This is a genomic window from Oribacterium sp. Sow4_G1_1 (assembly GCF_052116105.1).
In the GTDB taxonomy this organism is placed as follows: domain Bacteria; phylum Bacillota; class Clostridia; order Lachnospirales; family Lachnospiraceae; genus Oribacterium.
This window is the reverse complement of the sequence record NZ_JBQKLS010000002.1, coordinates 214,825-239,496: the sequence shown is the minus strand read 5'-3', so window position 1 is coordinate 239,496 and position 24,672 is coordinate 214,825. Positions and strand designations below refer to the sequence as shown.

Genomic DNA, 24,672 nt, shown 5'->3' with positions numbered 1-24,672 from the left:
CGAAGGCGCGGAGGCTCTGACGGATGTTGATTTCCGTGCGGAAGCCGTAGTCCCTTTAGAGAGCGGTGCTGTCCGCGTAGGAGACAGACGCATCGCCCGGCTGCATTTGCACGAGGGACTTATGGGCGTCGAAGTCGTAATCCGGAGTCAGTAGCCGCCGTAACCGAAGGACGGGGCGTTATAGATTTCAACGCTCTCACCAACGTCTGGAATTACGAGTGAGCAGTAACTTTGCTTGAATTGTGGTGAATATGATTACTCATCAGGAATCACCACGAATGTTCTTAACAGCATTTCTCAGGCCGTGATATGACTAATACTAGAAAAAGGAGCCGGCCGACCCCTACGTGCGTGTCATCACATATATTTCTGATGATGCAAAATTCGTAATCGGGGCTCCTTTTTTGTTTGACAACTTTCTTTATTTAGATTAATCTTCTTGGTAAGAGATGACTTGCTGGTCCTTACACCGTATCTCCTAAGATACGGAGGAGAAGGGCTCTTTGAGGAAAACAGTAAGCCTCTCTTTTTTATTGCATCATTCTATAAATGTTTTAAAATATATAGTGAGATGTAGGATTAAGCTCGTTTCGGACGTACAGGTCATCGCCCTCTGGGTATTGGCTACTTGATCTGCATCTCATTTTACCTATTGACAGAATCCTAAAATTCGAATATACCTTTCGCATAAAGTGTGGATGGATTCCTGATGACCCATCGTTTTTCGATGGCACGGAGCGGGAGGTGAAAACGTCCACGCTTTTATTATGCCTTCATGCTAGATTTCTACTTCAACTAAAAACAGCCTCCTTTCGGAGACTGCCTTTAGTTATGATAACTATTTAGAACAATGCTTTGAACTCGGCTGGGATGATAAAGAACTCGACAATTACAGAGAAGAACTTGGACAAAAGGGATTCACTATACTGAAGAGCAATTTACTATTCTGCCAGCTAACAAAGACTACTACAATAATTATTGTACTCTTCGTGCCTATCAGTTTCAATAGGCAAAATAATAAGGCCCGCGTCGCTGCGGGCCCATATTACAAACTTATATTCTGTTCTGTTCCATCAAGGAGCTTCACTGTGAAGGTTTTCTTATCCCGGACGATGATCTCCTCAAGCACCATCCGCGTGAGCTCTGGAATCTCAAACTCGAGGGGCCCTTCCGCGGTAAGCTCAATCATCTGCTTTCCGCGAACTCGTTCGAGCGCATTCTCGCTCTTTTTCATCCGCTCCCATTTCTTCATGCACTCGCTTCTATTTGTAACCAGTGTGTTCCATGTGATGACAAACGCTTGCCGAAGGTCCTCTTCTCTTACGTTCTCCATCTCGCACCCGTCTGCTGCGCAGGACCAGAATGGATACTTATTACCTAACCAGTGCCGGCGTATAAACCGTGTACCGCATTTCCCACAGAAGACTCTTCCACCAAACGCGGTGCCTTTACAGGTGCATCCCCTCTGGATGCCATGCTGCTCTCTAAACTCGTCACGCCTCTTTAGCTCTAACTGGACGGCTTCCCAGTCCTCTTCAGAGATGATCGCCTCATGTGCATTCTTCACATAATACTGATCGAGGGTTCCTTCATTGTCTGCGCGTATCTTGTTTAAGAAATCGACCGTGTAGGACTTCTGCATTAAGAGGTCACCTTTGTATTTTTCATTCTGTAGCATCCCCTTGATCGTGCGTCCTACCCAGGCCACCTTATCACTGGCTCCTGGGATTTCATCATCCATCAAATGATTCCGAATTTCCTGCAGGCTCCATCCCTCTAAGAACTCTTTATAGATCCGCTTCACCACTTCGGCCTGCTCCTTATTGATGATGAGCTTTCCGTTCTCATCCTTATCATAGCCCATGAAATGTTCTGTATTAAGAAGGCACTTTCCCTGCTTGAATCTTGACCGAATTCCCCAGGCCGTGTTTTCTGAAATATTTCTCGATTCCTCCTGCGCGAGGCTTGAAAGGATCGTGAAGAGAAGCTCTCCGGATGCCGCCATCGTATCGATCTGCTCCTTCTCGAAGAAGATCCCGATCCCAAGGTTCTTAAGCTCTCGTGAGTACCGAAGGCAATCTGCCGTATTTCTCGCAAATCGGCTGATTGATTTCGTGATCACACGGTCGACTTTCCCATCCTGGCAGGCCTTGATCATAGCTTGGAAACCAGTACGCTTCTTTACCCGGGTGCCGGAGATTCCTTCGTCTGCAAAGATGCCGGCACACTCCCAGTCTTTCTTATTTTCGATAAGCTCCGTGTAGTATTTCACCTGATTCTGAAATGATCCAATCTGCTCTTCATGCTCAGTGGATACACGGCAGTAGGCCGCCACTCGGATCTTCTTTGTTTCCGCATCACGCTTCTCTCTTGTCTGGCTTGCGGGAATAACCGTAACATTCCTTACCATTGATGATCTCCTTTCCGATGTAGACTGTCTTATCCGTGTCTCGTAATGGTGCAAGCTTCTCGTCCGGTATCCGGATACCAGGGCAGGCTTCCTTCCCATTTCGACTCATCGTGTTACAAATCCACCAAACGCGGCCGGTGCCTGACATAATGCGCCGAAGCTTTGCACCGCAGTACTTGCAGAAGATTCGATCCTTATATGGATAGTTCTCTTCATTTAACTCTGGCACCATCTTTGCATGCACCTTTCCTTCATGCGTTTTCTCCCACTCTTCCTTCTTTTCATAGTTGTACTCGACCACCCGGCCACGATCCGTTTTCGAAGAAATATAAATATCTCCGTCAATCGGTTTCCATGCTTTTAACTCTTCATCCGGAATAATTATGCCAGAGCAAAAGGTATCAGAAAATCTGAGCTTTCCCGAGCACTTCCAGCTATTCTTTCCATTCGTGTAAATGTGCTCTAATCTCCGTCCGCACTGTGCGCAGAATAGGTGATCCTTATAGGCATACCTATTCGAGGGTTTCCAGTCCTCTTTTACTTTTTTCGCCCGGACATTTAAGGCCCGCTGAGCTTTTTCCCAAAGGTCATTCGTCACTATCGGAAGGTGGTCATTCTCAAAATAGTACCTATCTACTTCGCCCTTGTTCTCTCTCAGCCTTCTATGTTCATCAATGTAGTGCTTCATCTGAACGAAGTCACCTTTATACTCTTCATTCTTTAAGATTCGGGTGACGGTCTGCCGGTAGAACACGGCATCATTCTGTGTTTTGATTCCTTCGCTATTTAAGTAGTTCTTGATTTCTCCTACGTTGAATCCATCCGCGGCCATCTCGTAGATCATGAGCACCACCGGCGCATTTTTATCCGGCACCACCTCTCCATTCTCGTTCATTGAGTATCCGTATACCCGGTGAAGCTGTTTCATCGGGACGCCACTCTCAGCACGGCGCCTTACTGTCATCTTCGTGCCTACTCTGTTTGCTTCACTTTCCGCCTGTCCAAATGCTGCATATAGTGTCATAAGAAGCTCTCCCCCTTCCGACAATGTGTTAATGTTCTGAAGTTCAAAGTAAATCCCGATGCCTAAGCTCTTCAGTTCTCTCGCTGCATCGAGAACGATCTTTGTGTTTCTCGCAAGTCGTGTGATTGATTTTGTGATGATGATCTGAAAGCGCCCATTCCGGGCATCTTCCATCATCCTCTGAAATCCTGGTCTCGACTCCTTAAATCCGGAGATTCCGAAATCATGGTAAATCTCTATGAGCTCGTACCGTGGATCATTTCCAACTGTGTCTTCGTAATACTCGATCTGATTCTCGAGGGAATCCTCCTGGTTTCCGCTCTTCGTGGATACGCGGCAGTAGACGGCCGCCTTTAATCTGGTCTCGCCGCTATCCACCTTCCGCGGAATGACCATTACATTCTCATTACAAGATGAAGAAGTCACACTCATCCTCCTTTCGTTTTGCTTCTAAGGCTTTTCGCTTTTCATAAAATGCCTCTAACTTTTCCGGGTTCTTGTACGCGCATCCATCGCCATCAAGGTTTGCGATCAGAAGTTTTCTCGTCGTATCGTACTCGTCCCCGATCATCCCGATCTGAACGAGGAAGCAGCGAAAGGTGAACTTCTCATTTTCAACTTCCTGCGTCGCTGTCTGCTTCACCCATCTCATCTTCTCGCTCTTCCGGACGAGGCATTCTGCAAGCTGCTTGTATGCCTCCATCTCGAGTTCGGACACGTTCTTCGGGAACCCTGTGAAGACCACCTTGTCATCGTAAAATACGAGTCCCCGAAGGTTCCTCGAAACATCCAGGGAAACAAGTGCGCTTCGGAAAGCATCGAGATCGCCTGGATTCATGGACTTTAGCTTCTTCTGAAATCCCTTCCGAATGATGAACGCATTCTTCTCCCCGATCGCCTTATTTATGAGTGAAAGCTTCGACGCCATGAGGGAAATAAGATTCATTCGTGCCGTCACATCATTCGTCAAGAAGGAAACCTTAATGCCCTCCTCTTCGCCCTTTTCCATGAAGCCGCTGTCCCTCATGTGATCAAGGAACTCCTGATCCGCTGATCCTTCAAGCTGAAGGTCCCCGTTTCTCGTCACCGTGTAAGGACCAATCTCATATTTGAAACCTGGCGCGCCCAAGTACTTTGGCTTTTCGCCGGTCTCATTCACTAAGAAATCAATCAACACTTCTCTGTTTCGAAGACTCGTCTTAATGAGCATTTAGCTCGCCTCCTTTTCTACTCTTCCATCCTTCCCAAGCGGGAACGTCTCATCTAATCCGTAGTAATAGCGTACATAATGGTCATGGCAGCAATACTTACGCTTCCTTGCACCATAGACCGTAAAGGTCTTTCCGCAATACGGGCAAATCTTTGTATAGGTTGCGGATGCACTACGCTTTATTTCCTTATCATGAAGAAGCCAGTAGCTTCGTCTACACTCGTCCGAGCAGAAGCGTCTCTTCCTTCCGGTCCAAGATGATTTGATTGGTTCTCCGCAGAAGGCGCAGGCCTCTTTCTTCATGATCTTTTCAAGGAGATCCCCATCTGCAGCATCCCCCGGTATCTCCACCTTGTTTGCCTGATAGCGGACCGTGCTAAGCTGGAGCCCGGTGTATTTCGCAATGGTCCGATGCCCCATCCCATGCTCGCGTAATTTTCTAATCTGCGTTCTTTCAAGTTCTGTCATGTTGCTCTCCTATATTGAAATGTGGTGTTTAAATCCCTTGCTTTTTTGGTAGTCTATCTATCACTCTAAGGAGCAGTATTAGCAAGTTCTTTATCCCGTGTTTTGATAATGCGTTACTGAGAAAATAAAAAGCTCACAGGACACCGATGAGATATCCTGTGAGCATAAAATCACGCTTTCTTTAGGTCATTTACGTTGACTGCTGCCGTCACGGTTTCGCCTACGCCGATCACTGCGCGGTCGCCTTTCAGCGCTAAGATCGTATATGTGCTGTGCCATTTCTTAAACGGTACGCCATCATAGCCTACGGCCCGCACGACCTTTACGCGATCCCCGACAAAGAACCTTGTCTTTCCAGAAAGCTCATTTACCTTCTGCTGGACCACCTTATAGTCGTAGCCTTCCTTCGTAAGCCGGGTTCTTCGGTCGGTGCCATTACCCCAGAGGCCGTTCAGCACCTCCCGCGCCACCTCTTCGATGGACTTCTTCGGAGTCTCCTCCTCTTCATACTTCGGAGCTGCAAAACCACGGATGTAGCCCCAGCCGATCGGGATGGTTCTTCTCGTCACCTTGTTTTCCTTGTTACCCTCAATGACGGTAAAGGTAGAGCCCTGGACGTACTCGACGACACCGATGTGGGTTGCATAGGCATCATTCGGCTGGGTCGCCTTCTTCCAGCTATAGACCGCAATGTATCCTGGCTTCGGCCGGACTGTGCCATCCTCGATCCAGATGCCCTTCTTCTTAAAAATCTTTACGTGCTCTTCGCATCCGCACTCGGTACCGATGAGGTCCGTCATGTGCGCCTTGATCGCAGCGGCAGAGACGGTGGTATCACACCACTCGTCTGTATACTGTACCCTGTAGCCACGAGCGAGCGGCGGATGGCTATTGTAGATATCGATGATCTGCTTATATTGCCGGTTGTACTCGGAAAACCCGAGAAAACTTCTCATTGCCTCAATGAGGCCATTTGCTGTTCTTCCCATAATTCCTCCAAATAAAAAGCTCCCCGCACCTTTTTACCAGTGCGAAGAGCATAAACTATATCCAATAGCTACATTTCTATGCCGTATAGCGAATGGACTATGTGAACCTTCCGTCGTATGCTCCTATAGAAAGGAGCTACTATGAGTGATTACGATATTGGTTACCTTGACGGCCGAAACCATGCGCTGTCATTAATTGCCTGCTGGGCAAAAAGTAAAAAATGCACCCTCGATACCATCAAAGACCGTGACGCGCTCGAGGATGCACTCGAACGTTTTGACCCAGGATTCTTCAATAATTATGATGAGCGGATTGGGCCGATCTACTAATTTACTCGTCCTTCGAAAGCTGCTTCACGACCTGGTTGATACCGGTCGCCGCAAATCCAGAGACGATACCAACTGCGATCGCGTTTACGAAATCGCCGGCGGGGAAGTCTGGCATAGTCTTAAGTCCGATCACACCAAAGACGGCGCCGACCGTTCCGCAGATCACCGGAATCCACTTATCTGGCACCTTCTCTGCAGCCTTGCAGGCTTCTCCGATAAGGTACGCGATCATCGTAATTGCTGCTACGCTTGCTACTCCTAAATCCATCATTTTGTTTCCTCCTTCACTTCTGCCGAAAGCGGCAGGTCAATACATTTCTTATAGAGGGACTCTCCCGTCCCGTTTCCACCGAGTGCCTTATAGGGTTTATAGAGGTACTCGAGATTATTGCGATCCTCTACGGAACAGCATCCCGACTTAATATAAAAGCTGCATGCCTGGTACAAACGGTCATGCAGCAAAGCGAGGATACCCTCTCGGAGAACATCATATTCTGTTTTCTTAATGCGGAGCGTTTTCACGATCCATGTGAGACACATGAGGATTAGCGTGAAGAGCTCCTGCACCCAGTAGCGAATGATAAAGTCAATCATCTCATCACCTCCTTAGACGTCTGTTAGCGTATACGTAATCTTCATCGACTGCGCGCTCGTTTTCACGACCGGAGAACTAAGGTTACAGATCGTGCCGAGGTAATTACGCGTGTATGCATAAAACAGTGTGTTCGACTGTGTAGGAAAGATATTTAGTTTCTCTCCTTCAAGTGCCGTATAATAATAAGTACTGTTCATACCCTGCGTGTAGTCTTCTTTATACCGATATTTGTCATCCGGATAAATCCATCCCGGAGAGTAAAATGTTGTTTTTGATCCAGTCGTAGATAATCCATCCCATTCAAAGCGTGCGTACACTCCGCCATTATACTTCGGATATATATAGGTTACTCTGGCGTCATCAAACGTTAATGCCTTCACATCCGCCGTATTTGAGAGATTAACCTTATAGAGTGTCTTATAATCATAGGAGCCTATATAAAGATACCCCTTTGAAACAGCATACCTGGTTTCCAGATAAAAATTATAAGGGCCTGTGCTTGGACAAGTAATCTTTTCCAACGTGAAAACCAGCTCACTCTCTTCCGCAAAAGAGTAATCCGATATTTTCACTCGCCGTACACGTACGGTCGTATCTTTCGGATCAGAATTGCCCCGGCAATAAACCGCGTATATATAACCGTCGTACCCATTAAACACAGCCCAATAGCTGTAGGATGGATTCGTAAACTCAAAATCAAATACAACCTTTTCCTCTCCGAAATCCGGAGAATTTACACGGATGATATTTGAGAAAATCCTCTTCTCATAGATTTTTCCTTCATAATAAAAATATCCTATTCCCTTCACTGGATCGTTTCCAATGGTAATGTAGGATTTACTCAATGAGATAGAGCTCTCCATATAAACCGTATTGTGAAATGGATTCTCACCGCACTTATAATTCGTAAGCGAAAGCGCTGCGATTGTGCCGTTCGCCTGAGAAGTTGAGAAATCCCATACACTCGTATACCCGGTATCTGTTCTGCCACTTTCTGCAGCATTAAAAGAACCAATCAGCTTCGAACTTCCATTTGCCACTCTTCCGGCACACCCTGTAAGATGTACGTCCATAGGGAAATGCGTGTTGTCTGCGTCTTCTTCAAGCGCCCCATCAAAGAGAAAGATACCACCGAGAGCCTTTTGCGAAATGGGTATAAGTTCCTTAAGCATATTCGTGTAAAAACAAGAAATCGCTCCAAGACCGAGAAGATTTGCGACCGCATTCGTCACCATGTTCTCTTCTTCATGCCGCTCGATGCGTCCTGTCTTCTCATCCTTTAACTCAATCTGTAACTTTCCTTTAATCATCCGTCTCCTCCTATGGATTCTTGTAAGTAACAATAAAGTTCGTAAGAGAAGATGCAGTATCCTCTATTACGAACTTGAAATAAATCATCTTATTGGTGGCGCCTTTATAAAGCGTAGGGCCATCCGTTTTTAGAAAGCCCTCCATTGGAAGCGGCGCCGTGTAGCTCTTATCATCATAGCTATAAGAGGCCATCACGTTTCCTTTGTAGACCGCCGTAAGACCGGCGATCCCGAGGATCGTTTCATGATGAAGGTCTGCGACCGCCCGGATGGTCTGAGCCCGCGGTGTTGCGGTGGCCTTCGCTTTCATAAGCCGCATATCCCCATCCGCCCATCGGTAAAGCACTGGCTTTGTAAGCGCACCAAGCTGCTCCGGCGTCGGCATCTTTAGAAAGCCATGATCCTGGAAGACGCTCTTCGTAGAAAGCTCTACGGATGCGAGCTCCGGGACCTCCGTCACGATACCATCGATCACGGTGTAGGTCTTTCCATTCATATCCCGCATCAGGAATCTTGTATCAAACGGAAGCTCGACCCCTGTAAATCGAATATATCCAAGTGCACCAGCGTCATTTCCACGATCGACGGAACCATCCTTTGTGTACCGAAGAATAAGTTCATGCGAGCCGGCTTCCAGCAGGAATTCATAATCCTTAAAATCGATGGTACCAGAAATGTTCACGACTTCCTTTTGATCAATGGTCACCCGAAGTCGATCGCAGTTCTGCTCACTTGAGATCGCGCAATTAAACTGAACTGACCCTGCTTCCACTAGGATCACTGAAAAGGTCGTTTCACTGGTTCCGCCATGCGTGATGCGTCCACTCCGAAGCGTCGTCTGGTCATTCACTTTCCAGGTATCTGCGACATAGAAAGGCGTCGCGCCTTCCGTTACTTCAAAAACATCGGCGCACCCATCCTTAAAGGCATCATCCTCGAAGGTGATGGTGCAGGTATTGTCTTCTCTTACGATGCTCATTTCACCACCATCCTTTCGAGGGTAAGAAGCTCATCATAGTCCGTAAAGATATCGAGTACCTGAAGATATCCTTCATCGACCGATACCTTCTTACTCGTCGTTTCATAATTTGTCTCCAGGATAAATGCATCCTCGGAGTTCGTGATCACATACTGCTCATTCATCGAAGGGCTACCCTCGGTGTCTGAGAGAATGTAGTAGCGGACCACGATACTTGCGAGAGGTGCATCCTGAAGGCCACCAAGAATTGATGCGAAGTCAAAGGCGAATACATCCGTGAATGCGCTCACTGGTTTCGGTGTAAGTTCCTTTACGTCTACCGTATCTTCAAGACCACCACAAATATCCTTGAAGGAAATGGCCGCAAACTTCTCCTCTGTCGTAATCGTTCCATCCCACTGGCCGGTTCCTGCAAGGCCCATACCGGTAAGAAGTACGTTTACACACTCGGTATCGAAATGCCCAGATCCACCATTCATCTCAAGCATGATGACGAAATTGTAGATCGTGTTCGCCTTCACGTTACCGATGTAGTAATGGAGGGATAAAAGATGCTGCCCATCAATAAAGTAGGTCTCGACCGGATGATAGCTAAGCTCCTGGCCGTTCAGCATATAGCTCACAGTCGCCGTCATTCGATCGGGCTTCTTGATGGAAGTTTCTGCCGTCTGTAGTCTAGAGTTGAGATCAACAATCGCGGCGTCACTCGCCATAATCTCTTTCTGAAGCTCCTCGACGGTCGGCGGATTTGAGACCTTTACGGCCTCAATCTTCGTATCCCCGACCAGATGCTTTACGGGGTTCTTCGTCTCTAGTAAAAGCTCTGCCCAGAGGGAAACTTCCGAGTCCTTCGTTGCAGTCGCAAAACGAATCGATGCAATGGTCTCCCGCTTTCCATCCGGGAGCTCTATTACCTTCGTATTCGAAAACTGGTAATGGACGAGCTTATTTTCATCGGTGTTTGATACAAGACCAATGATGTTCTTATCCGTCTTACTACGTGCATTCGATAGCGCTGGGTCCTGCCCGACACCCGTCATCTCATAGGTTCCATGGAAATTGAAAACGTACTTTGTGATGCAGTACTTCTTCGTCCCATCTGCAAGGCCATTTGAAAAGACTAAAACGTCCCCTAGATCATAGGCCGGGTTTCCGATCGCCTTCACCTTAAATGGCACATAGTTAATCTTCTGGATGCCTTCGAGGATCGCATTCCGCATCTCTTCCTTCGTAGAATCAAGGCCGTACTGAAGAAACGGGTTCGATCCTAGATTCATGGTGAGTCCGTCATCTGGCTCGATGCCGTAGTAGTTCGTCATACTGTCTGCCATATTGACGACGGAAATACCGGTATAGCGGGTGACGAAATCAGAGAATGAAGCGCCGGTAAATCGGTGCCGATCATCGATCGTGTCTGAGACTTCATCCGTGTACATACGAAATACGATCTTCCCCTCCCGGTCTGCAGTTGCAAACGCACAGATCGTCTGCGCGAGCCATGCGACCAGGTCTCGCCAAGTTTCTACATCATTTGTCGTGGTCTCAGAGATTAAGTGCGTGCCATTCGGGAAGTGCTCGAAGTCCTCTTCCGTATTTGCAAAAAGCACACCGGTCTCTTCCTCGATTTTCTTAACGAGTGTATACGGTGTCACTTCCGTCATCGTCTTGTTGCACTGCTCATCAAGGAGTGCCATGTGATCGTATGCCTTCACAACCACACCACTTGAGGTCCACTCTGCCGTATCGACGGTAAACACACCGAGTGGAATAAACTCGCGGGTTCCATCCTCAAGCTCCATCCCGAAGAATGGCGTGATCGTCGACCCTTTCCACTGATAGCGCTCAAGAGGAATATTTAAGAAGGTCGCGCTAAGCTCCCCGACATACACCTGTCCGATCTGGACATTCTCATTTCCAGAGCACTGATTCGTGATTGAAAACGATCCAGCTAAGATGTTCTCTTCCGTAAAATCATTTTCTCCGATCGTACCCTTTAGGAAGTGCCGCTGTACCGGACGCTTCATCGCCTTCTTATATTCCTCTGAAACGCTGTACATTTATAGCTCCTCCATCTTCACACTGATCTTATAGAGACCATTCACTTTAAGTAGATCTCTTGAATATCGAATGTGCTCCTCCTTTTCGATCGACAGCTGACACTCATGATCGGACAGTTCCGTCTCGGAGGGATAAAAGCAAGCGACCGTTACGGTCGATGCTCTCTCCCATGCGCGAAACTTTGCGAGCCATTCGCCCGTCACCGTCCAATCTCCACTTACCGTGATCTTTGAAACACGCGTAACGGAGACCTGGGTGGTCCCGGCCTCCGTTTCATACTCTTCTTTCTTTTTCGCATTCTTGAAACTTAGGTCATCATCCGGTCGCGGCAGGACGATGCCATTTACTTTAAGTTCCTGAAACATCATCTACCTCCTGAGCGATAATCTGCTCTCTTAGATGCGGTCACGACGATCTCATCAATCCGGTCCTGCCCGATGTAGACAGGGATCATGATGTCCCCGGTCTGGCCGGTCACTCCGGAAAGCGCTTCCTTAATCGCTGTAGTGACTGCTGATAAACCGCTGGCGCTTCCGGATGCCCCAAGGACGGTCTCCGTCTGAGACAGCTGTGGGCTAAGGATCAGATCCGAAGTAACGCCATCCATCGCCTTCGATACAAGACCACGGCTCTCTTCGATGCCCTTCGCAAGTCCCTTCATGAAGTCCGGCATCCAGGATTCATAATCCGTAAGCGGTCCTTCATCAGGAACTGAGAAGTGAAGTACCGATCGAATCTTATCGGCTACCCCGTTTACGGCATCCGTCACGGCGCCGACCGCCGACTTAATACCATTAACGATCCCCATGATGAGGTCACGGCCCCACGAGAACGCCTGGGATGCGAGTCCCTTGATGTAGGAAACCGCATTATCAAAGCCAGACTTAATCGTGTTGTAGATCTCCGTGATTGTCGTAGAAACGGACTGCTTCACACTGTTCCAAATATTTGAAACCGTGTTCTTTATGGTATTCATCACCGACGTGATAAAGCCGCTGATCGAGTTCCAGATGGAGCTCACCACTCCCTGGATCGCCGTAAGCACGGTACTGATCACCGAGTAGATCGCATTCCAGATCGTCGTGAAGATTCCCTGCAGCGTGGTGAGCGCTGCCGTAAAGAAATTGGTGACCGCCGTCCAGATCGTTTCAATGAAACTCTGAAGGGCTGTAAGAAGCGGTGTCAGGAAGGCGACGATCCCGTTCCATATTTCCTGGATCTTTGTGCTGATCGCTTCCATCGCCATCCCGATAAGGATCTGAACGGCCTGGAAGATCGTCTCAAAGAGATACCGGAAAGCTTCAAGTAGCGGTCCGAATACAGAAATGAATCCGTTCCAAACCGCTAGAATCTTATCGACGATACCTTGAACGATGCCACCAACCGTCGTGCTGATCGCGGACCAGATGGTAGACGCGGTCGTAGAAATGTTCGTCCAGATGCCGGATAAAAACGATCCTATTCCGGAGACGATGCCCCCGATCGTATCTGAGATCGCCTGCCAAACGGAGCCAGCGAGTGCCTTGAGGTTCTCCCAAAGGCCACTAAGAAAAGAACCGATTTCTGTCCAGTGCTCTTTGATGACGATCACTAGATTTGCGACGGCATAGACGATCGTAGCAATGACGCCGGCAACCGCCGCAGGGGCGCCAAGGATGACGGCTCCAACCGCTGCAATCGCAATCCCGATACCCATCAAAATATCTTTGACGACCGAGAATCCATTCGTGAACATATCGATGAAGTTCTTTACCGCAGTTACAACACCGGCGATCACAAGACCAATCCCGGAGAATGCCTTCAGCACAGCGCCAACACCAGAGGTGGCAGCTCCAATGCCCTTCACCGCGCCCGTGATTCCATTCACAGCGCCTGCAAGCTTCGGCGCCATCGTCATGATCGTACCGACCGAGCTCATGATCTTACCTACAAAAATGAGGACTGGACCAAGCGCTGCAACAAGAAGCGCCACCACCAGGATGATCTCCTTCACAGGCCCTGGGAGCTTATTTAAGAAATCGACAAGCCCCTGCAGCATGGATACGAGTTGTCGGATGGCCGGCATCATGAGGTCTGCAAAAGAAATGGCCAGCTCCTGTAACTGAGACATCAGTATCGTGAGCTGACCTTGTAAGTTATCCTGCATGGTTTCCGCCATTTTCTCAGCGGTACCATCGCAGTTCTTGATGGCGGTATCTAGTTTTGAAATGTCACCCGGCGCCGCATTCATGAGCGCAAGGAAACCAGACATTGCATTCTTACCAACAAGTGCTTCTGCATTATTCGCCTTCTCAGATTCTGAGAGCTGTCCGAATGCCGTCCGGCAATCTGCAAGAATGTCATTTAGGTTTCGCATCGATCCGTCGGCATTTGTCGTCGCAATCGTCACATCACCAATCGCATCACCGGAGAGTTTCACTTCACCGGTAAGATTATTCATGATGGTACGAAGGGAGGTGCCGGCCTGAGTCGACTTGATACCTGCGTTAGCCATGAGGCCGATCGCTTCTGCGGTGTCCTCTGCTGAGAAGCCAAGGGCGCCGGCGATCGGTGCGCAGTACTTAAAAGTTTCGCCCATCAAAGCGACGTTCGTATTGGCATTCGAGCTTGCAGCGGCAAGGATGTCTGCAAAGTGACCAGAGTCTGCAGCTGTTAAACCAAAGGCGGTCAGTGCATCGGTCACGATATCCGATGTCGTCGCGAGGTCCTCACCGGAAGCCGCTGCAAGGTTCATGATGCCTTCAATACCAGAAAGCATGTCATCCGTCTTCCAGCCGGCCATTGCCATATAGGTCATGGCGTCGGCAGCTTCCGATGCAGAGAACTTCGTCTTCGCGCCCATCTCTCTCGCCTTATCCCGGAGTTTATCGAAGTCATCTCCGGTTGCGCCGGAAACGGCTGCGACCTGGCTCATGGAAGCATCGAAGTCGGAAGCGGTCTTCACAGCAGCAACTCCTACGGCCGTCACCGCTGCGCTAACTGGAAGAAGCTTCTGGCCAGCCGATGAAACTGTATCACCCGCGGACTTTAACTTCTCACCGCTTGATGCGATCTTCTGCACCGCCGTCGCGGACTGGTTTGCCTGCTCTTCAAGCTTCTTTAAATCCTGCTCGGTTTCGATAATCTCTCGCTGAAGTGCATCGTACTGTTCCTTCGAGATGTCACCATTCTGAAGCGCTTGATTTGCCTGCTCGGCTGCGGTCTTCAGTGTTTCAAGCTTCTCTTTTGTTTCACTGACGGCACTGGAAAGGAGCTTCTGCTTCTGACAGAGAAGTTCCGTATTTCCAGGATCAAGTTTTAAAAGTTTCTCGACATCCTTTAACTGCGCCTCAGTGTTCTTCACTTCTGAATTTACCTTCTTTAGCGCAGTCTGTAGTTTTGTGGTATCGCCGCCGATTTCGACGGTAATACCTTTAATACGGCTTCCTGCCATGAGGGCCTCCTTTCCTTAAAAATGGGTATAAAAATTGCCCGACATTTCTGCCGAGCATAAAGAAAGCACCGATCAGATTTCTCCGACCGATGCTAATAAACTGCTATTCTATTGAGATTTACAAACTGAAGATTGTAGTGAAAAAGCAGTTATTAACAAATGTAAAAAATGGTCACCATATGCCACTACTGCTAATGAACACCCCTACTAAACTGCTTTATTTTGGAACACATCCTCCACCATTAACACTATGAACATAACCAGAGACTCCTGCATGATTGGCTACTCCCGTAAAACCTCCTCTCTGTGCCTTCGGCGGTCTTAATCCTTTCATAACATAGCTAGGTTTATCATCCCTTGGTATTCTAACACCAAGTTTCCGTGCCACTTTATAATACTTTTCATATTTCATATAATCATATCCGTTCGTTTCTCTATATGAAATAATCCTGATCCAATCCTCCTTAGGGATTCCTTCAAGATTCAATGGCTGTTTCCTTAATACACTAGTTAGGCATTTTGTACAGCCGCATTTTGCACAACTTCTCTTTATACTGTAATGGTAATCCATACATCTTGGACATACATATAATTTCTTTTGAGGTGCATATGTTTGTTTCTTTTTTTTCATAGCTTCAACCTTCCATATTATGCTTGAAACTAGTCATCATGCTATTCCAATTAAATTTATTCTTTTGAGGACAAGTAATCATAGTACTCATCCGTGCAGTATAACTTCTCGTGGTTTGTAGTAAATACTCTTATTTGCCCTGTTTCTACTAAAACATCCAGCATATGTTCTAATTCTTCCAGACTTAACTCTGCAAACTGGAATTTGGAACGTGCTTTATAAATTTTTTCCGATCCCCTCAAGTTCGTTCATGGAATCCTTGTTTTTTTCAAGTTCATCTCTGGCTGTTGCGTAATATGATTTTTTGAAAAGCATATCCCATGAAAGATATTTTGCCATACAGTCAAACTGCTTATCAATCAGCTCATACTGGATACTGTCTACGGGAGAACCGCCTACAACAATCGTGCCAACTTTTTTATTTTTTAACTGCAATCCACGGCAGTAGCACTTATCAATGATAAGTTTCAATTGTGCTGACATTCCCCACCAATAAACTGGTGTAGCAAAAAGAATCCTATCTGCGGCAGCAATTTTATCAATTGTAGGATTTGTATCATCCTTTTTAAACTGATTGGTAAACTGAATGTCGTATTTCATACGTCGAGAGCTGCCTTAAGCGCATCCATACTGGAATAACGCGGAGCAGAAGGATCCTTCATCATTTTTCTGCCTCCCTCAATGGCAGCGGCTGTCGTATCATTCGGTACTTCCAGTTTTAATTCAAAAGGAATACCATGCTCCCGGATAGCGGTTCTCAGGAACATATTTACAGCAGTTGTCATATTCAGACCAAGCTCATTGAAGATTTCCTCCGCCTGGTCCTTGATTGCCTTGTCTGTACGAATATTTAAATTAGTTGTTGCCATACAGAACACCTCCATTCAAGTATAGTATACTCAAATGTGTGTCTAATATCAACACACTGTCATTATATAAGACGCATAAATTCAGTTAAAATGCGTCAAAATCTTCCTGAGTCGCAAGCTGCTGATAACCCTTGTAGTCATCATTACTACTCTCTGCGTACATATCGTTCACCATCCCGATCGTGAGAAGATCAAGGTCTCGGATGGAGATGCCGAGCTGCACGCAGCGGAGCAGAAATAATGGGGTCGTCATCTCGCGGTCAGTTCCATGAAGTTTTTTTTAGACTCAACCTGTGTTTCCACGTTAAGTCCCCAGAGCTTGATGATCTCTGGAAGAACCTGGTAGATGGAGAATGTGCTAAACTCGTCAAGCCACTCCTCTGGTGTGTCCGGGATGGAAGGATCAGCATGCTTTGCCATGATATAGGCGATGTTCTCGAACATCTCAAGCGAAAACATATCGAGGTGGGAGCTCTCTTCGTTTCCATCACCAACGGCCTTACTCAGGGTATCGAGGTCCTTATAAATATCACGGTGGAACTTGATGCGGTAGATTCTAGGAATCGCCGCGGATGCCTTAAACGGCACTTCCTTTCCATCGATCATGATCTTCGTTGTCATACTCATCGCTTTACTCCTTTACTGCCTTCACTGCTTTCACGGACTGTGTCTCCACGGTATTTGCTACCGGCGGCATATACACAGCCTTATACCAATCCGCGTAAGTCGTCGCATCCGTGGTGTTACCGGTCTTCGCCTTCACCATACCGTTTGGAAGCGGCACCGCATTGATGGTAAGCTTCTCCGTCTGTACTTCCTTCTTGTCCTCATTCGTCTTACCCTCGATACCCGGGCGGGATGCGGAGCAGTTGTACATGACGTGACGGATATGCTTCTGGTCACCATCAAACTCAAAAAGAAGCGCAAAGGTGCCAAGCTCGACTTCCGAATTCTCGATAAGCACACCCTTCTCATCAAGCTCTTCCTTCAGGATATCTGTACGGAAGGACTCCGGGATAAGCGCAAGCTCAAGGTCGCCCTCGTATCCTGTGTTGTTATTGATTACGTAGTACACACCACCATCGGCGTAGAAGTTCTCTGGCTCGCCATTTGCGTCGAGAGAAAGCGATACGGAACCTGGCATCGGAACCGGCGTTCCATACTTTACGGCGCCATCCTCTCCGACCGTGATCACCGCGTAGTGTGCGTTTTTAAGGTTATACTTTACCTTATTTTCCTTATCAGCCATTGTTAGCCTCCATTTCAAACGTGTATAGGACCTCATAGAGCTTCTCGCTCTCGATCCATGTTTCTGACTTCTCATAAAAAATGGAGGCAGCATCTAGGCTGTCCTCCAGTCTTTCCTCTAGTTCCGGATCTTTATAGTCCGTATAGAGCTCGATATGAAACTCATTTATTTTGTAATAGACCTTTCCATCGGCAGCGAAGTTGTCGCTACCAGGGGAAAGATAACAAATAAACGGTGTTTCTGGACTTTCGCCTTCCGCGAAGTGATCGTAGGCGAAAGGAAGTCCAAGCTCCTCTAAAATCTTTGTCACCATCATTTCCTTAGCGCCCTCTCGATCTCATCTTCTAACTCCTTCACACCGACCTCTTCTGCAGGTGCGATATGTGGGATCGCCCGTACTCTTCCACCACCGCGCTTTGCATGGCCGAACTCTAAGAGGTGGGCGAGCTGATACCGGTTCCGAGAATGAACGGTGAGCTCGATCGAGTTTGCATCCTCTTTTGTGGTTTTCACCGCCCAGCTCTTCTTATACTTCCCGGTTCTCTTCGGCGCATTCTTTTCGATTTCCTGCTTTACGATTTTCCCTGATTTCTTGACAGACTTCTTCATTTCATCGGTCGCAAGGTCTTTATATTCTTCGAGCCCTTCCATGATCGCATCTGCAAGTTCTCCGATCTTCACCTTCTCCATCATCGATCGACCTTCCTGCACCAAAGTTTCAGCGCCTTCCGTTTATTATTCATATGATCTACGCGGAGGATATTGTAGAGGTCATCCTCTATGCGAATGCGATACCCAGTTGGCGTGATCCTTGCCGTCTCACTTGACCAGCGGACCGTGAAGGCACAGGACGCACGATCATGCGTCGCGCCGGCGTCTTCTGTTTCTTCACCACCCTCATTACTGATCGTTGCAAAGCACCGAAAATACTCCGCCCACTCGGTCTTATGGTTTCCGATTTCATCCGTCGCAACCGAACTTTTCTCGATCGTGATCCGCATGTTTAAAAGTGAAACTTCCATCAGAACTTCGCCTCCCGGACACCAAATAAAAGAGCCCGAAGCGTAAGCATCAATTCATTATGATCCGCTTCCTCTCGGTGCTCATATAAATAGGCGACCGCGTACATCGCGGCCACCTTCATGATGGGTGTGATCGCATCCTCTGTATTCGGGCGACGGCTTACGTCAAAGACGAGGGACTCCGCAGAATCAATAAGACCTTTTAAAAGCTCATCCTCATCCGAGCTATCTACCCGTAGATACTGCTTCACCTCGTCTAGGCTAAGCATCGCGTCACCTTCTCCCTTTAGGCGCCGGCCTTCATGATCTGAACCGCCTCCGGCAGGATCAGAAGACCATCGACTCTCTCCTTCGCCACATAGCCGATCATACCGTTACCGGCGAACAGCTCACGAAGCGGCTGGAAAGAACGGCTACCGCGGTCACCGATGTTGTAGTAGCTATAGTCGCCAAACGCCATCACCGGCTTACCTGCCTCGACGGTCGGTGCAAACGCGGAGGTGTGGATGCCATAGCCACAGAGTCTATCCGGCTCTCCCGCCTGGTAGGACGGCTGCCAGAGGTAGGCGCCATTGTTGTCCTTCAGCTTACGAAGATCCGCCAGGGTCTGGTCGTTCATGATAAAGGATGCCTTCTGGCGGTACGGACGCTTCAGCTTATAGATGAGGTTAAGAACATCATCGCTTACGATCTTCGTACCGCTAAGAGTGATCGCGGTCTCGCCGCCCTTCGTCTCATGGAAAAGACCGACCGGCTTTCCGGTACCATCACCATTCAGGAATGCATCCTCCTCCGCGTTTGCGAGCGCCTTACCAAACTGAGTGGTGATGTACGCCTCAAGGTTAAATGCATTGTCATAGAGGAGCTCCTCGGTGATCTTGATCGCTACATGAAGCTTATGGGCATCAAGGATCTTCTGACCAAACTTTGCATCGGTAAACTGAAGCTCTCCACCCTCCTCGATCCAGGCCGCGGTCGGCTTGGTGGCTGCGATATTGATCTTATGCTCACCAGAGGTCTTAAGCTTCGTCGCAAGACCTCGCATGATGTTCTCCTCATTCAGCACATCGATAAGGCGCTTATCCCACTCCTCCGGAACAAGATATCCACCATCGGTGTCAACGCCCTCCTGCAGGATATCACTCACCTGATGGAAGCCGGTACGCATCGCCTGAATAGCCGCCTTACGGTAGGCATCCGAAGCACGACCAGTCTTCGCCGGCTCCGCACCCGCGCCTGGGCGCTCTGTAAGCGGGGAAGCCATCGGCTTATTAAGCTCGTCATCGATCTCCTTCTGACGGGTTAAGCGCTCGATCTCCCTGGTATAATCGGTCACCTCCTTCTCCATACGATCGTAGGTCTCGCTATCCTCTCTGGACATGAGTCCATTCTCGCCCTGGTGAGCATCAAGGAAGGTCTTTGCTGCCTCCCATGCGGTGGCACGCTTTGTAATTAAATCCTTTAAATTCATCATTGGTATCTCCTTTACATCATGGTTTTAAGAAGGTTTAAACGCTCATAGCAGTCGCTTGCCTTCCTCGTGTTTTCCGGTGTTTCTACCGGAGGTTTCTTATAATGATCGATCACCTTATTGGTGACCGCTTCATCCATACGGCGGCTCTTAAAGAGGGTGCCCTTTGGCGCGGCACCCGTTCCTTCATTCTTAGTTCGCTCGATCATGGCATCTGCAAAGTGAAGCTCGACCGCCATCTTTGCATCCATCCAGGTCTCATCCTCCATAAGCTGTGAAAGCTTATTTCGGGAAAGCCCAGTCTTTACCGCGTAGGCATTAATGATCGAATCCTTCACCGACTCGAGCATCTCGGCCGCCTTCTGCATGTCGTTATGGTCCCCCATCGCGACCGTAGACGGATTATGGATCATGAGCATCGAGACCGGACTTACCAGTACCCGGTCACCGGCCATCGCGATCACGGATGCTGCCGATGCAGCGATGCCGTCAATCTTTACGGTGACGCGGCCCTTATAGTCTCGAAGCATGTTGTAGATCTGCGCGGCTGCAAAGCAATCACCGCCCGGGGAGTTTATCCACACCGTAATGTCTCCTGTCCCCGCATTTAACTCGTCCTTAAAAAGAACCGGCGTGACATCATCGTCAAACCAGCTCTCTGCACCAATCGGTCCATCTAATGTAAGGACGCGCTCTTCTATGGTTTTCTCCGGATCATCCGGAGCGGGTGCCTGATTCGTCACAAAATCCCAGAACTTCATCTTCGTTTCCTCCTCATCGTTTTCTCTTTATCATCCGTTTCCTCTTTGCTTTCGCTTGGCTCCGCCTTATCCCGGTATGCAGCACCGACTTCGGAAAGTTTCTGCATGGTGCCATTTACCATGAAGGTATTTCCACCATCCTCCTCCGGTACAAGATCTAAGTTTTCAAGCATCCGGACATCATTTACACACATGAAGCCGTTATTGATGCCGGTCGCATAGCCCTGCATTCTTGACGCATAATCCCCTCGGAGAAGGCCGTCCACATTAAAGCGTGCGTAGTACTTTCCCTTTTCATCTTCACGAAGAAGGGATTTCCCGATCGCAGACTCAATTCGTACAAGCCATGGTGCCAAGGTGTAGGTCACGAATTCAAGTGACTGCTCCTCAATGTTACTAAAGGTCGCATGATCAAGATCATTGATAAGGTGGCATGGGCAGCGAAAGGCACGCGCGACTTCCTCAAGCTGAAACTTACGGGTTTCCAGAAACTGGCTATCCTGCGGGTTAATGGAAATCGGTGCGTACTTCATGCCTTCCTCAAGGACAACCGTCTTATGCGCGTTCTGGCTACCAGAGAATGCCTGGTTCCAACTTTCTCGTACCTTTTCCGGATTCTTTAAGATCCCAGGGTGCTCTAAAACACCGGATGGTGACGCTCCGTTCGCGAAGAACTTTGATGCGTACTCATCACACGCAATCGAGGTGCCTAGGGCGTTCTTCATCATGGCGATCGGGCTGTATCCGATGAGGCCATCAAAGCCGAGGCCCGGGATATGCATGAGCTCGTCCTGATGAAGGATCACGGTTTCATTTCGCATGGTACCAGCTTCATCGGACTGATGCTGATAGCTATAGTAGAGGCGCCCCTTCTCATCACGATCAACCGTCATTCGATTAGGCATCAAAGGATACAGCCCGACCACTTCCCCCTTACCATTTCGGATAATCTGACAGTAGAAATTTCCCCAGAGGAGAAGATGCGTCATCATGGTCTCCTTAAAGATGAAGCTCGTCATCTCCGGGTTTGGCTCATCATGAAGCAAAAAATAAAGAGGATGCTTCAGGGCTTTTTCCTTACTACCATCCTCTTTATAGTGATAGAAATGAAGCGGAAGACTCGCAACCGCTTCCGATAACACGCGCACGCAGGCATACACCGCAGTGATCTGCATGGAGCTTCTCTCCGTCACCACTTTTTCTGCGGTGGAGTAGCCCATATAGAAACGGTACTGATCGCCTGGGAGGCTGTTCTTCGGTCGATTCTTAGAAAAAGGCCAGTTCATATTTCTCCTTTCAAAATGTGATGAGTCCACGGCTGTTGTAGACACTATCCGGATTTTCATGCCGGACGCAGCGGTCGAGGGCCATGATACTTGCGACGATGCCATCGATCTTCTCTGGTGACTTCGCCTTCGTCGGCTTAATATTGTCTGCAGCATCCCGATCGACGACGACATTTAATGCCATCCACCTTAGGACTGGATTTCCTGCATGCACAATCTTTCCCTCCATCATGAGTTTATAAAACTCCTTTGTCGGTGGGCTCATGCTCGAAAACCCCTGGCCGAAAGGAACCATGGTGAATCCATCATTTTCAAGATTCTGGATAAGCATGGTCGCATTCCATCGATCGACGGCGATTTCTTTAATGTCATAGATCTCATGAAGGTCATTGATGAAGGCCTCGATGAAATTGTAATCAATGACATTTCCTTCGGTCGCCATCATGTACCCTTGTCTTACCCAAGTGTCATACGGGACTGATGCGCGCCTAACTCTTAAAGGAATCGTGTCCCTCGGCACCCAGAAGAACGGGAGACACACATAGCTCTCCTCCTCTTGTCTTGGTGGAAACATGAGTACAAGTGCCGTAATATCCCCTGTACTCGATAGATCGAGGCCGCCATAGCACTCGCGTCCGCGAAGGGATTCTAGGTCAATCGGCTGATTTCCTTTATCGAATACCTGCTCCGGGATAAAGGCGGTCGTAGAGGATACCCACATGTTTAATCGAAGCTGCTTAAAGATCGCCTCCTCTGCAGGATTCTCTAACGCCTGCCGGTAATGCTCACGCACACGCTCTGGATCGATCGTCACCCCGAGGCTCGGGTTTGCCTTATACCAGTTCTTTTCATCATGCCAGTCGTCTTCCTCCGTAAGGCCATACACCACAGGAAAAAACGAAGGGTCCACCTTCTGACCGGAAAGAATGTCACGTGCCTTCTGATGGAGCTCATAACAGATCGAATTCTTATCGGTTCCCGCGGTCGTGATGAGGAAGAAGAGCGGCTGCTCTCTCGCATCACCAGAGCCCTGGGTAAGAACATCGTAGAGTTTACGGTTTGGCTGTGCATGCACCTCATCAAGAACGAGGCCAGAAACATTTAGTCCATGCTTCGTACCAACTTCTGCAGAGAGGACCTGGTAGAATCCTGCATTTTGATAGTTTACGATTCGCTTTGTCGCTGCCATGATCTTTGACCGCTTCATAAGCGCCGGCGACATACTGACCATCTGATGCGCAACATCAAAAACAATCGATGCCTGCTGACGATCCGCTGCCGCGCCATACACTTCGGCCGATGGCTCGTGATCTGCATAGAGAAGATAGAGCGCGACCGCTGCCGCAAGCTCAGACTTACCATTCTTCTTTCCGATCTCGATGTAGGCTGTACGAAACTGCCGGCAGCCGTCTTCCTTCACCACCCCAAAGAGGTTACAAATGATCTCCCGCTGCCATGGGAGAAGGATGAATCGCTTTCCGGCCCATTTACCTTTCGTGTGTCTTAGCTGCTCAATAAAGCGCACGGCACGCTCAGCTTTTTCAGGATCATAGTGCGAGGTTGGCAGCATAAATCTTGTTGGCTTAAACTCCTCCATCAATTACCTTCCCCCATCGATCACCGTCACCAAGTAGCTTATCCATCTCATCCATCGATCCGTTTGCAGGATCGTCTGCAATAAGACGAGACCGTGATGCCGGCGTCAAACCAAACTGCTCTGCAAACCGTCCCATCTGTTTTAAATACTGTTGTGCGATCGATACCTGCGGTACCTGCTGCCAGTATCCAGATGGTGTACGCACAAGCGATCCATTCTTTGTGATGAACTCCTCGTTCTCCTTCCACCTTGAATACGACTGGCAATAACCTGCAAAGGCCGCCATATCGACTTCGGTGAGAATGCCTAAGCGCTCCATTTTGGAAGCAAGGCGCTTCCACTCCTTCTTCGCATCCGGATCAAGCCACTTCGGGCACAGCGGCGCCTTCTTTATAGGCTTCGGTTCCTTCTTGTTTAATGGTCTCTTACCAGGATTTCCTTCGAGGACCTTTAGTTCTGTCGGGACCGGCTTTCTTCCTCGTACGGCCATGAGGCCCTCCTTTCTCGTAACAAAAAAGACAGCTCCTCGCTGCCTTTAAACTTATATGTGAACGGGAATTCCTTCCCGGGATTTTCATACTACTATGGTATCAAAGCCATGGGCCTTATGTGTCCATGATATTACTTCATGAGGCGCCGGTTCAGTTCCCGAATTCTTCTTGACTCCTCATCCTCGATGGAGAATCGATTCTCGCCTGTCTTCATGCCAGCTGCCCAGATGGCGATCGCCTGCTCCTCATCGATCTCCTTAAAAATAAGTGTCCATCTTCCGTCCTCGCCGCGTGCGTATAAATCAACCTTCTTCATTTTGCTTCCTCCTTCATAGGTTCTTTTTCTTTTGTGACTGTAGTATCGCTCTACCGGAAGGATGTAGCAATACACTTACTATACAAGATACAGTGGTGCTAATTGTGTAGTTTACAGTTTCATCTGCATCTAGTGCTCACCTGTCAATTAGAAAAGCGCCGGGGATCTTCTCC

Annotated in this window: 28 protein-coding genes and 1 pseudogene; 1 reads left to right on the top strand and 28 read right to left on the bottom strand. The window is 48.4% G+C overall.

Features of this window, described 5'->3' with window-relative positions; genetic code table 11:
• Positions 1-1,045: 1,045 nt before the first annotated feature.
• From ACTQ52_RS02590 to ACTQ52_RS02570, 5 genes are all read right to left on the bottom strand, one after another.
• The gene (locus tag ACTQ52_RS02590; RefSeq protein ID WP_441981708.1) at positions 1,046-2,410 is read right to left on the bottom strand and encodes a recombinase family protein; all 1,365 of its coding nucleotides are present in this window, start codon (positions 2,408-2,410) and stop codon (positions 1,046-1,048) included.
• Entirely contained in the window at positions 2,358-3,830 is a 1,473-nt protein-coding gene (locus tag ACTQ52_RS02585; RefSeq protein WP_441981736.1) for a recombinase family protein, read from the bottom strand. The genes ACTQ52_RS02590 and ACTQ52_RS02585 overlap by 53 nt, the downstream gene beginning before the upstream one ends.
• A 10-nt stretch (positions 3,831-3,840) precedes the next feature.
• Positions 3,841-4,644, bottom strand: a complete 804-nt coding sequence (locus ACTQ52_RS02580; RefSeq protein ID WP_441981707.1) for a hypothetical protein — start codon at positions 4,642-4,644, stop codon at positions 3,841-3,843.
• Positions 4,645-5,112, bottom strand: coding sequence for an RNA polymerase subunit sigma-70 (locus ACTQ52_RS02575; protein WP_441981706.1), 468 nt, complete (start codon positions 5,110-5,112; stop codon positions 4,645-4,647). It abuts the gene before it with no gap.
• Between the two features lie 170 nt (positions 5,113-5,282).
• Positions 5,283-6,101, bottom strand: a complete 819-nt coding sequence (locus ACTQ52_RS02570; RefSeq protein WP_441981705.1) for a CHAP domain-containing protein — start codon at positions 6,099-6,101, stop codon at positions 5,283-5,285.
• Between the two features lie 141 nt (positions 6,102-6,242).
• On the opposite strand from ACTQ52_RS02570, the gene ACTQ52_RS02565 reads away from it, so the two are divergent.
• Complete coding sequence (locus ACTQ52_RS02565) at positions 6,243-6,431, top strand: hypothetical protein (RefSeq protein ID WP_441981704.1); 189 nt, start codon at positions 6,243-6,245, stop codon at positions 6,429-6,431.
• A gap of 1 nt (position 6,432) precedes the next feature.
• Here the strand turns inward: ACTQ52_RS02565 and ACTQ52_RS02560 are convergent, their stop codons facing one another.
• The 23 genes and pseudogenes from ACTQ52_RS02560 to ACTQ52_RS02450 all read right to left on the bottom strand — a co-directional run bounded on the left by ACTQ52_RS02560 (position 6,433) and on the right by ACTQ52_RS02450 (position 24,499).
• The gene (locus ACTQ52_RS02560; RefSeq protein WP_441981735.1) at positions 6,433-6,699 is read right to left on the bottom strand and encodes a phage holin family protein; all 267 of its coding nucleotides are present in this window, start codon (positions 6,697-6,699) and stop codon (positions 6,433-6,435) included.
• A complete protein-coding gene (locus tag ACTQ52_RS02555; RefSeq protein WP_441981703.1) occupies positions 6,699-7,025 on the bottom strand; it encodes a hypothetical protein in 327 nt (108 codons plus the stop codon). The genes ACTQ52_RS02560 and ACTQ52_RS02555 overlap by 1 nt, the downstream gene beginning before the upstream one ends.
• Before the next feature lie 12 nt (positions 7,026-7,037).
• Positions 7,038-8,336 (bottom strand): hypothetical protein, encoded by a 1,299-nt coding sequence (locus ACTQ52_RS02550; protein ID WP_441981702.1) that lies wholly within the window; start codon positions 8,334-8,336, stop codon positions 7,038-7,040.
• 10 nt (positions 8,337-8,346) lie between these two features.
• Positions 8,347-9,315 carry a hypothetical protein gene (locus ACTQ52_RS02545; RefSeq protein ID WP_441981701.1) on the bottom strand — a complete coding sequence of 323 codons (969 nt, stop codon included), beginning with the start codon at positions 9,313-9,315 and terminating at the stop codon, positions 8,347-8,349.
• The gene (locus ACTQ52_RS02540; RefSeq protein WP_441981700.1) at positions 9,312-11,372 is read right to left on the bottom strand and encodes a hypothetical protein; all 2,061 of its coding nucleotides are present in this window, start codon (positions 11,370-11,372) and stop codon (positions 9,312-9,314) included. The genes ACTQ52_RS02545 and ACTQ52_RS02540 overlap by 4 nt, the downstream gene beginning before the upstream one ends.
• Entirely contained in the window at positions 11,373-11,741 is a 369-nt protein-coding gene (locus ACTQ52_RS02535; protein WP_441981699.1) for a hypothetical protein, read from the bottom strand.
• On the bottom strand, positions 11,738-14,806 hold the full coding sequence (locus ACTQ52_RS02530) for a phage tail tape measure protein (RefSeq protein WP_441981698.1): 3,069 nt from the start codon (positions 14,804-14,806) through the stop codon (positions 11,738-11,740). Before ACTQ52_RS02530 ends, ACTQ52_RS02535 begins: the two co-directional genes overlap by 4 nt.
• 217 nt (positions 14,807-15,023) lie before the next feature.
• Positions 15,024-15,437, bottom strand: a complete 414-nt coding sequence (locus ACTQ52_RS02525; RefSeq protein ID WP_441981697.1) for a hypothetical protein — start codon at positions 15,435-15,437, stop codon at positions 15,024-15,026.
• Positions 15,438-15,653: 216 nt separating this feature from the next.
• Positions 15,654-16,001: pseudogene (locus ACTQ52_RS02520) on the bottom strand (flavodoxin family protein); the annotation flags it as partial.
• Between the two features lie 32 nt (positions 16,002-16,033).
• Complete coding sequence (locus ACTQ52_RS02515; protein WP_441981696.1) at positions 16,034-16,306, bottom strand: type II toxin-antitoxin system RelB/DinJ family antitoxin; 273 nt, start codon at positions 16,304-16,306, stop codon at positions 16,034-16,036.
• An 85-nt stretch (positions 16,307-16,391) separates the two neighbouring features.
• Positions 16,392-16,559, bottom strand: a complete 168-nt coding sequence (locus tag ACTQ52_RS02510; RefSeq protein ID WP_441981695.1) for a hypothetical protein — start codon at positions 16,557-16,559, stop codon at positions 16,392-16,394.
• The gene (locus tag ACTQ52_RS02505) at positions 16,556-16,933 is read right to left on the bottom strand and encodes a hypothetical protein (RefSeq protein ID WP_441981694.1); all 378 of its coding nucleotides are present in this window, start codon (positions 16,931-16,933) and stop codon (positions 16,556-16,558) included. Before ACTQ52_RS02505 ends, ACTQ52_RS02510 begins: the two co-directional genes overlap by 4 nt.
• 4 nt (positions 16,934-16,937) lie before the next feature.
• Positions 16,938-17,555 (bottom strand): major tail protein, encoded by a 618-nt coding sequence (locus ACTQ52_RS02500; RefSeq protein ID WP_441981693.1) that lies wholly within the window; start codon positions 17,553-17,555, stop codon positions 16,938-16,940.
• Positions 17,548-17,871 carry a hypothetical protein gene (locus ACTQ52_RS02495; protein WP_441981692.1) on the bottom strand — a complete coding sequence of 108 codons (324 nt, stop codon included), beginning with the start codon at positions 17,869-17,871 and terminating at the stop codon, positions 17,548-17,550. The genes ACTQ52_RS02500 and ACTQ52_RS02495 overlap by 8 nt, the downstream gene beginning before the upstream one ends.
• Positions 17,868-18,248 carry an HK97 gp10 family phage protein gene (locus tag ACTQ52_RS02490; protein WP_441981691.1) on the bottom strand — a complete coding sequence of 127 codons (381 nt, stop codon included), beginning with the start codon at positions 18,246-18,248 and terminating at the stop codon, positions 17,868-17,870. Before ACTQ52_RS02490 ends, ACTQ52_RS02495 begins: the two co-directional genes overlap by 4 nt.
• Positions 18,245-18,577: a phage head closure protein gene (locus ACTQ52_RS02485; RefSeq protein WP_441981690.1), complete on the bottom strand. Its 333-nt coding sequence runs from the start codon at positions 18,575-18,577 to the stop codon at positions 18,245-18,247. Before ACTQ52_RS02485 ends, ACTQ52_RS02490 begins: the two co-directional genes overlap by 4 nt.
• Positions 18,577-18,846 (bottom strand): head-tail connector protein, encoded by a 270-nt coding sequence (locus ACTQ52_RS02480; RefSeq protein ID WP_441981689.1) that lies wholly within the window; start codon positions 18,844-18,846, stop codon positions 18,577-18,579. The genes ACTQ52_RS02485 and ACTQ52_RS02480 overlap by 1 nt, the downstream gene beginning before the upstream one ends.
• A gap of 17 nt (positions 18,847-18,863) precedes the next feature.
• Positions 18,864-20,048 carry a phage major capsid protein gene (locus tag ACTQ52_RS02475; RefSeq protein WP_441981734.1) on the bottom strand — a complete coding sequence of 395 codons (1,185 nt, stop codon included), beginning with the start codon at positions 20,046-20,048 and terminating at the stop codon, positions 18,864-18,866.
• A gap of 14 nt (positions 20,049-20,062) precedes the next feature.
• Positions 20,063-20,809 carry a head maturation protease, ClpP-related gene (locus ACTQ52_RS02470; RefSeq protein ID WP_441981688.1) on the bottom strand — a complete coding sequence of 249 codons (747 nt, stop codon included), beginning with the start codon at positions 20,807-20,809 and terminating at the stop codon, positions 20,063-20,065.
• Complete coding sequence (locus tag ACTQ52_RS02465) at positions 20,806-22,095, bottom strand: phage portal protein (RefSeq protein ID WP_441981687.1); 1,290 nt, start codon at positions 22,093-22,095, stop codon at positions 20,806-20,808. The genes ACTQ52_RS02470 and ACTQ52_RS02465 overlap by 4 nt, the downstream gene beginning before the upstream one ends.
• Positions 22,096-22,105: 10 nt before the next feature.
• Positions 22,106-23,692 (bottom strand): terminase large subunit, encoded by a 1,587-nt coding sequence (locus ACTQ52_RS02460; protein ID WP_441981686.1) that lies wholly within the window; start codon positions 23,690-23,692, stop codon positions 22,106-22,108.
• Positions 23,679-24,182, bottom strand: coding sequence for a phage terminase small subunit P27 family (locus ACTQ52_RS02455; protein WP_441981685.1), 504 nt, complete (start codon positions 24,180-24,182; stop codon positions 23,679-23,681). Before ACTQ52_RS02455 ends, ACTQ52_RS02460 begins: the two co-directional genes overlap by 14 nt.
• 131 nt (positions 24,183-24,313) lie before the next feature.
• Positions 24,314-24,499: a hypothetical protein gene (locus ACTQ52_RS02450; protein ID WP_441981684.1), complete on the bottom strand. Its 186-nt coding sequence runs from the start codon at positions 24,497-24,499 to the stop codon at positions 24,314-24,316.
• Positions 24,500-24,672 lie beyond the last annotated feature (173 nt).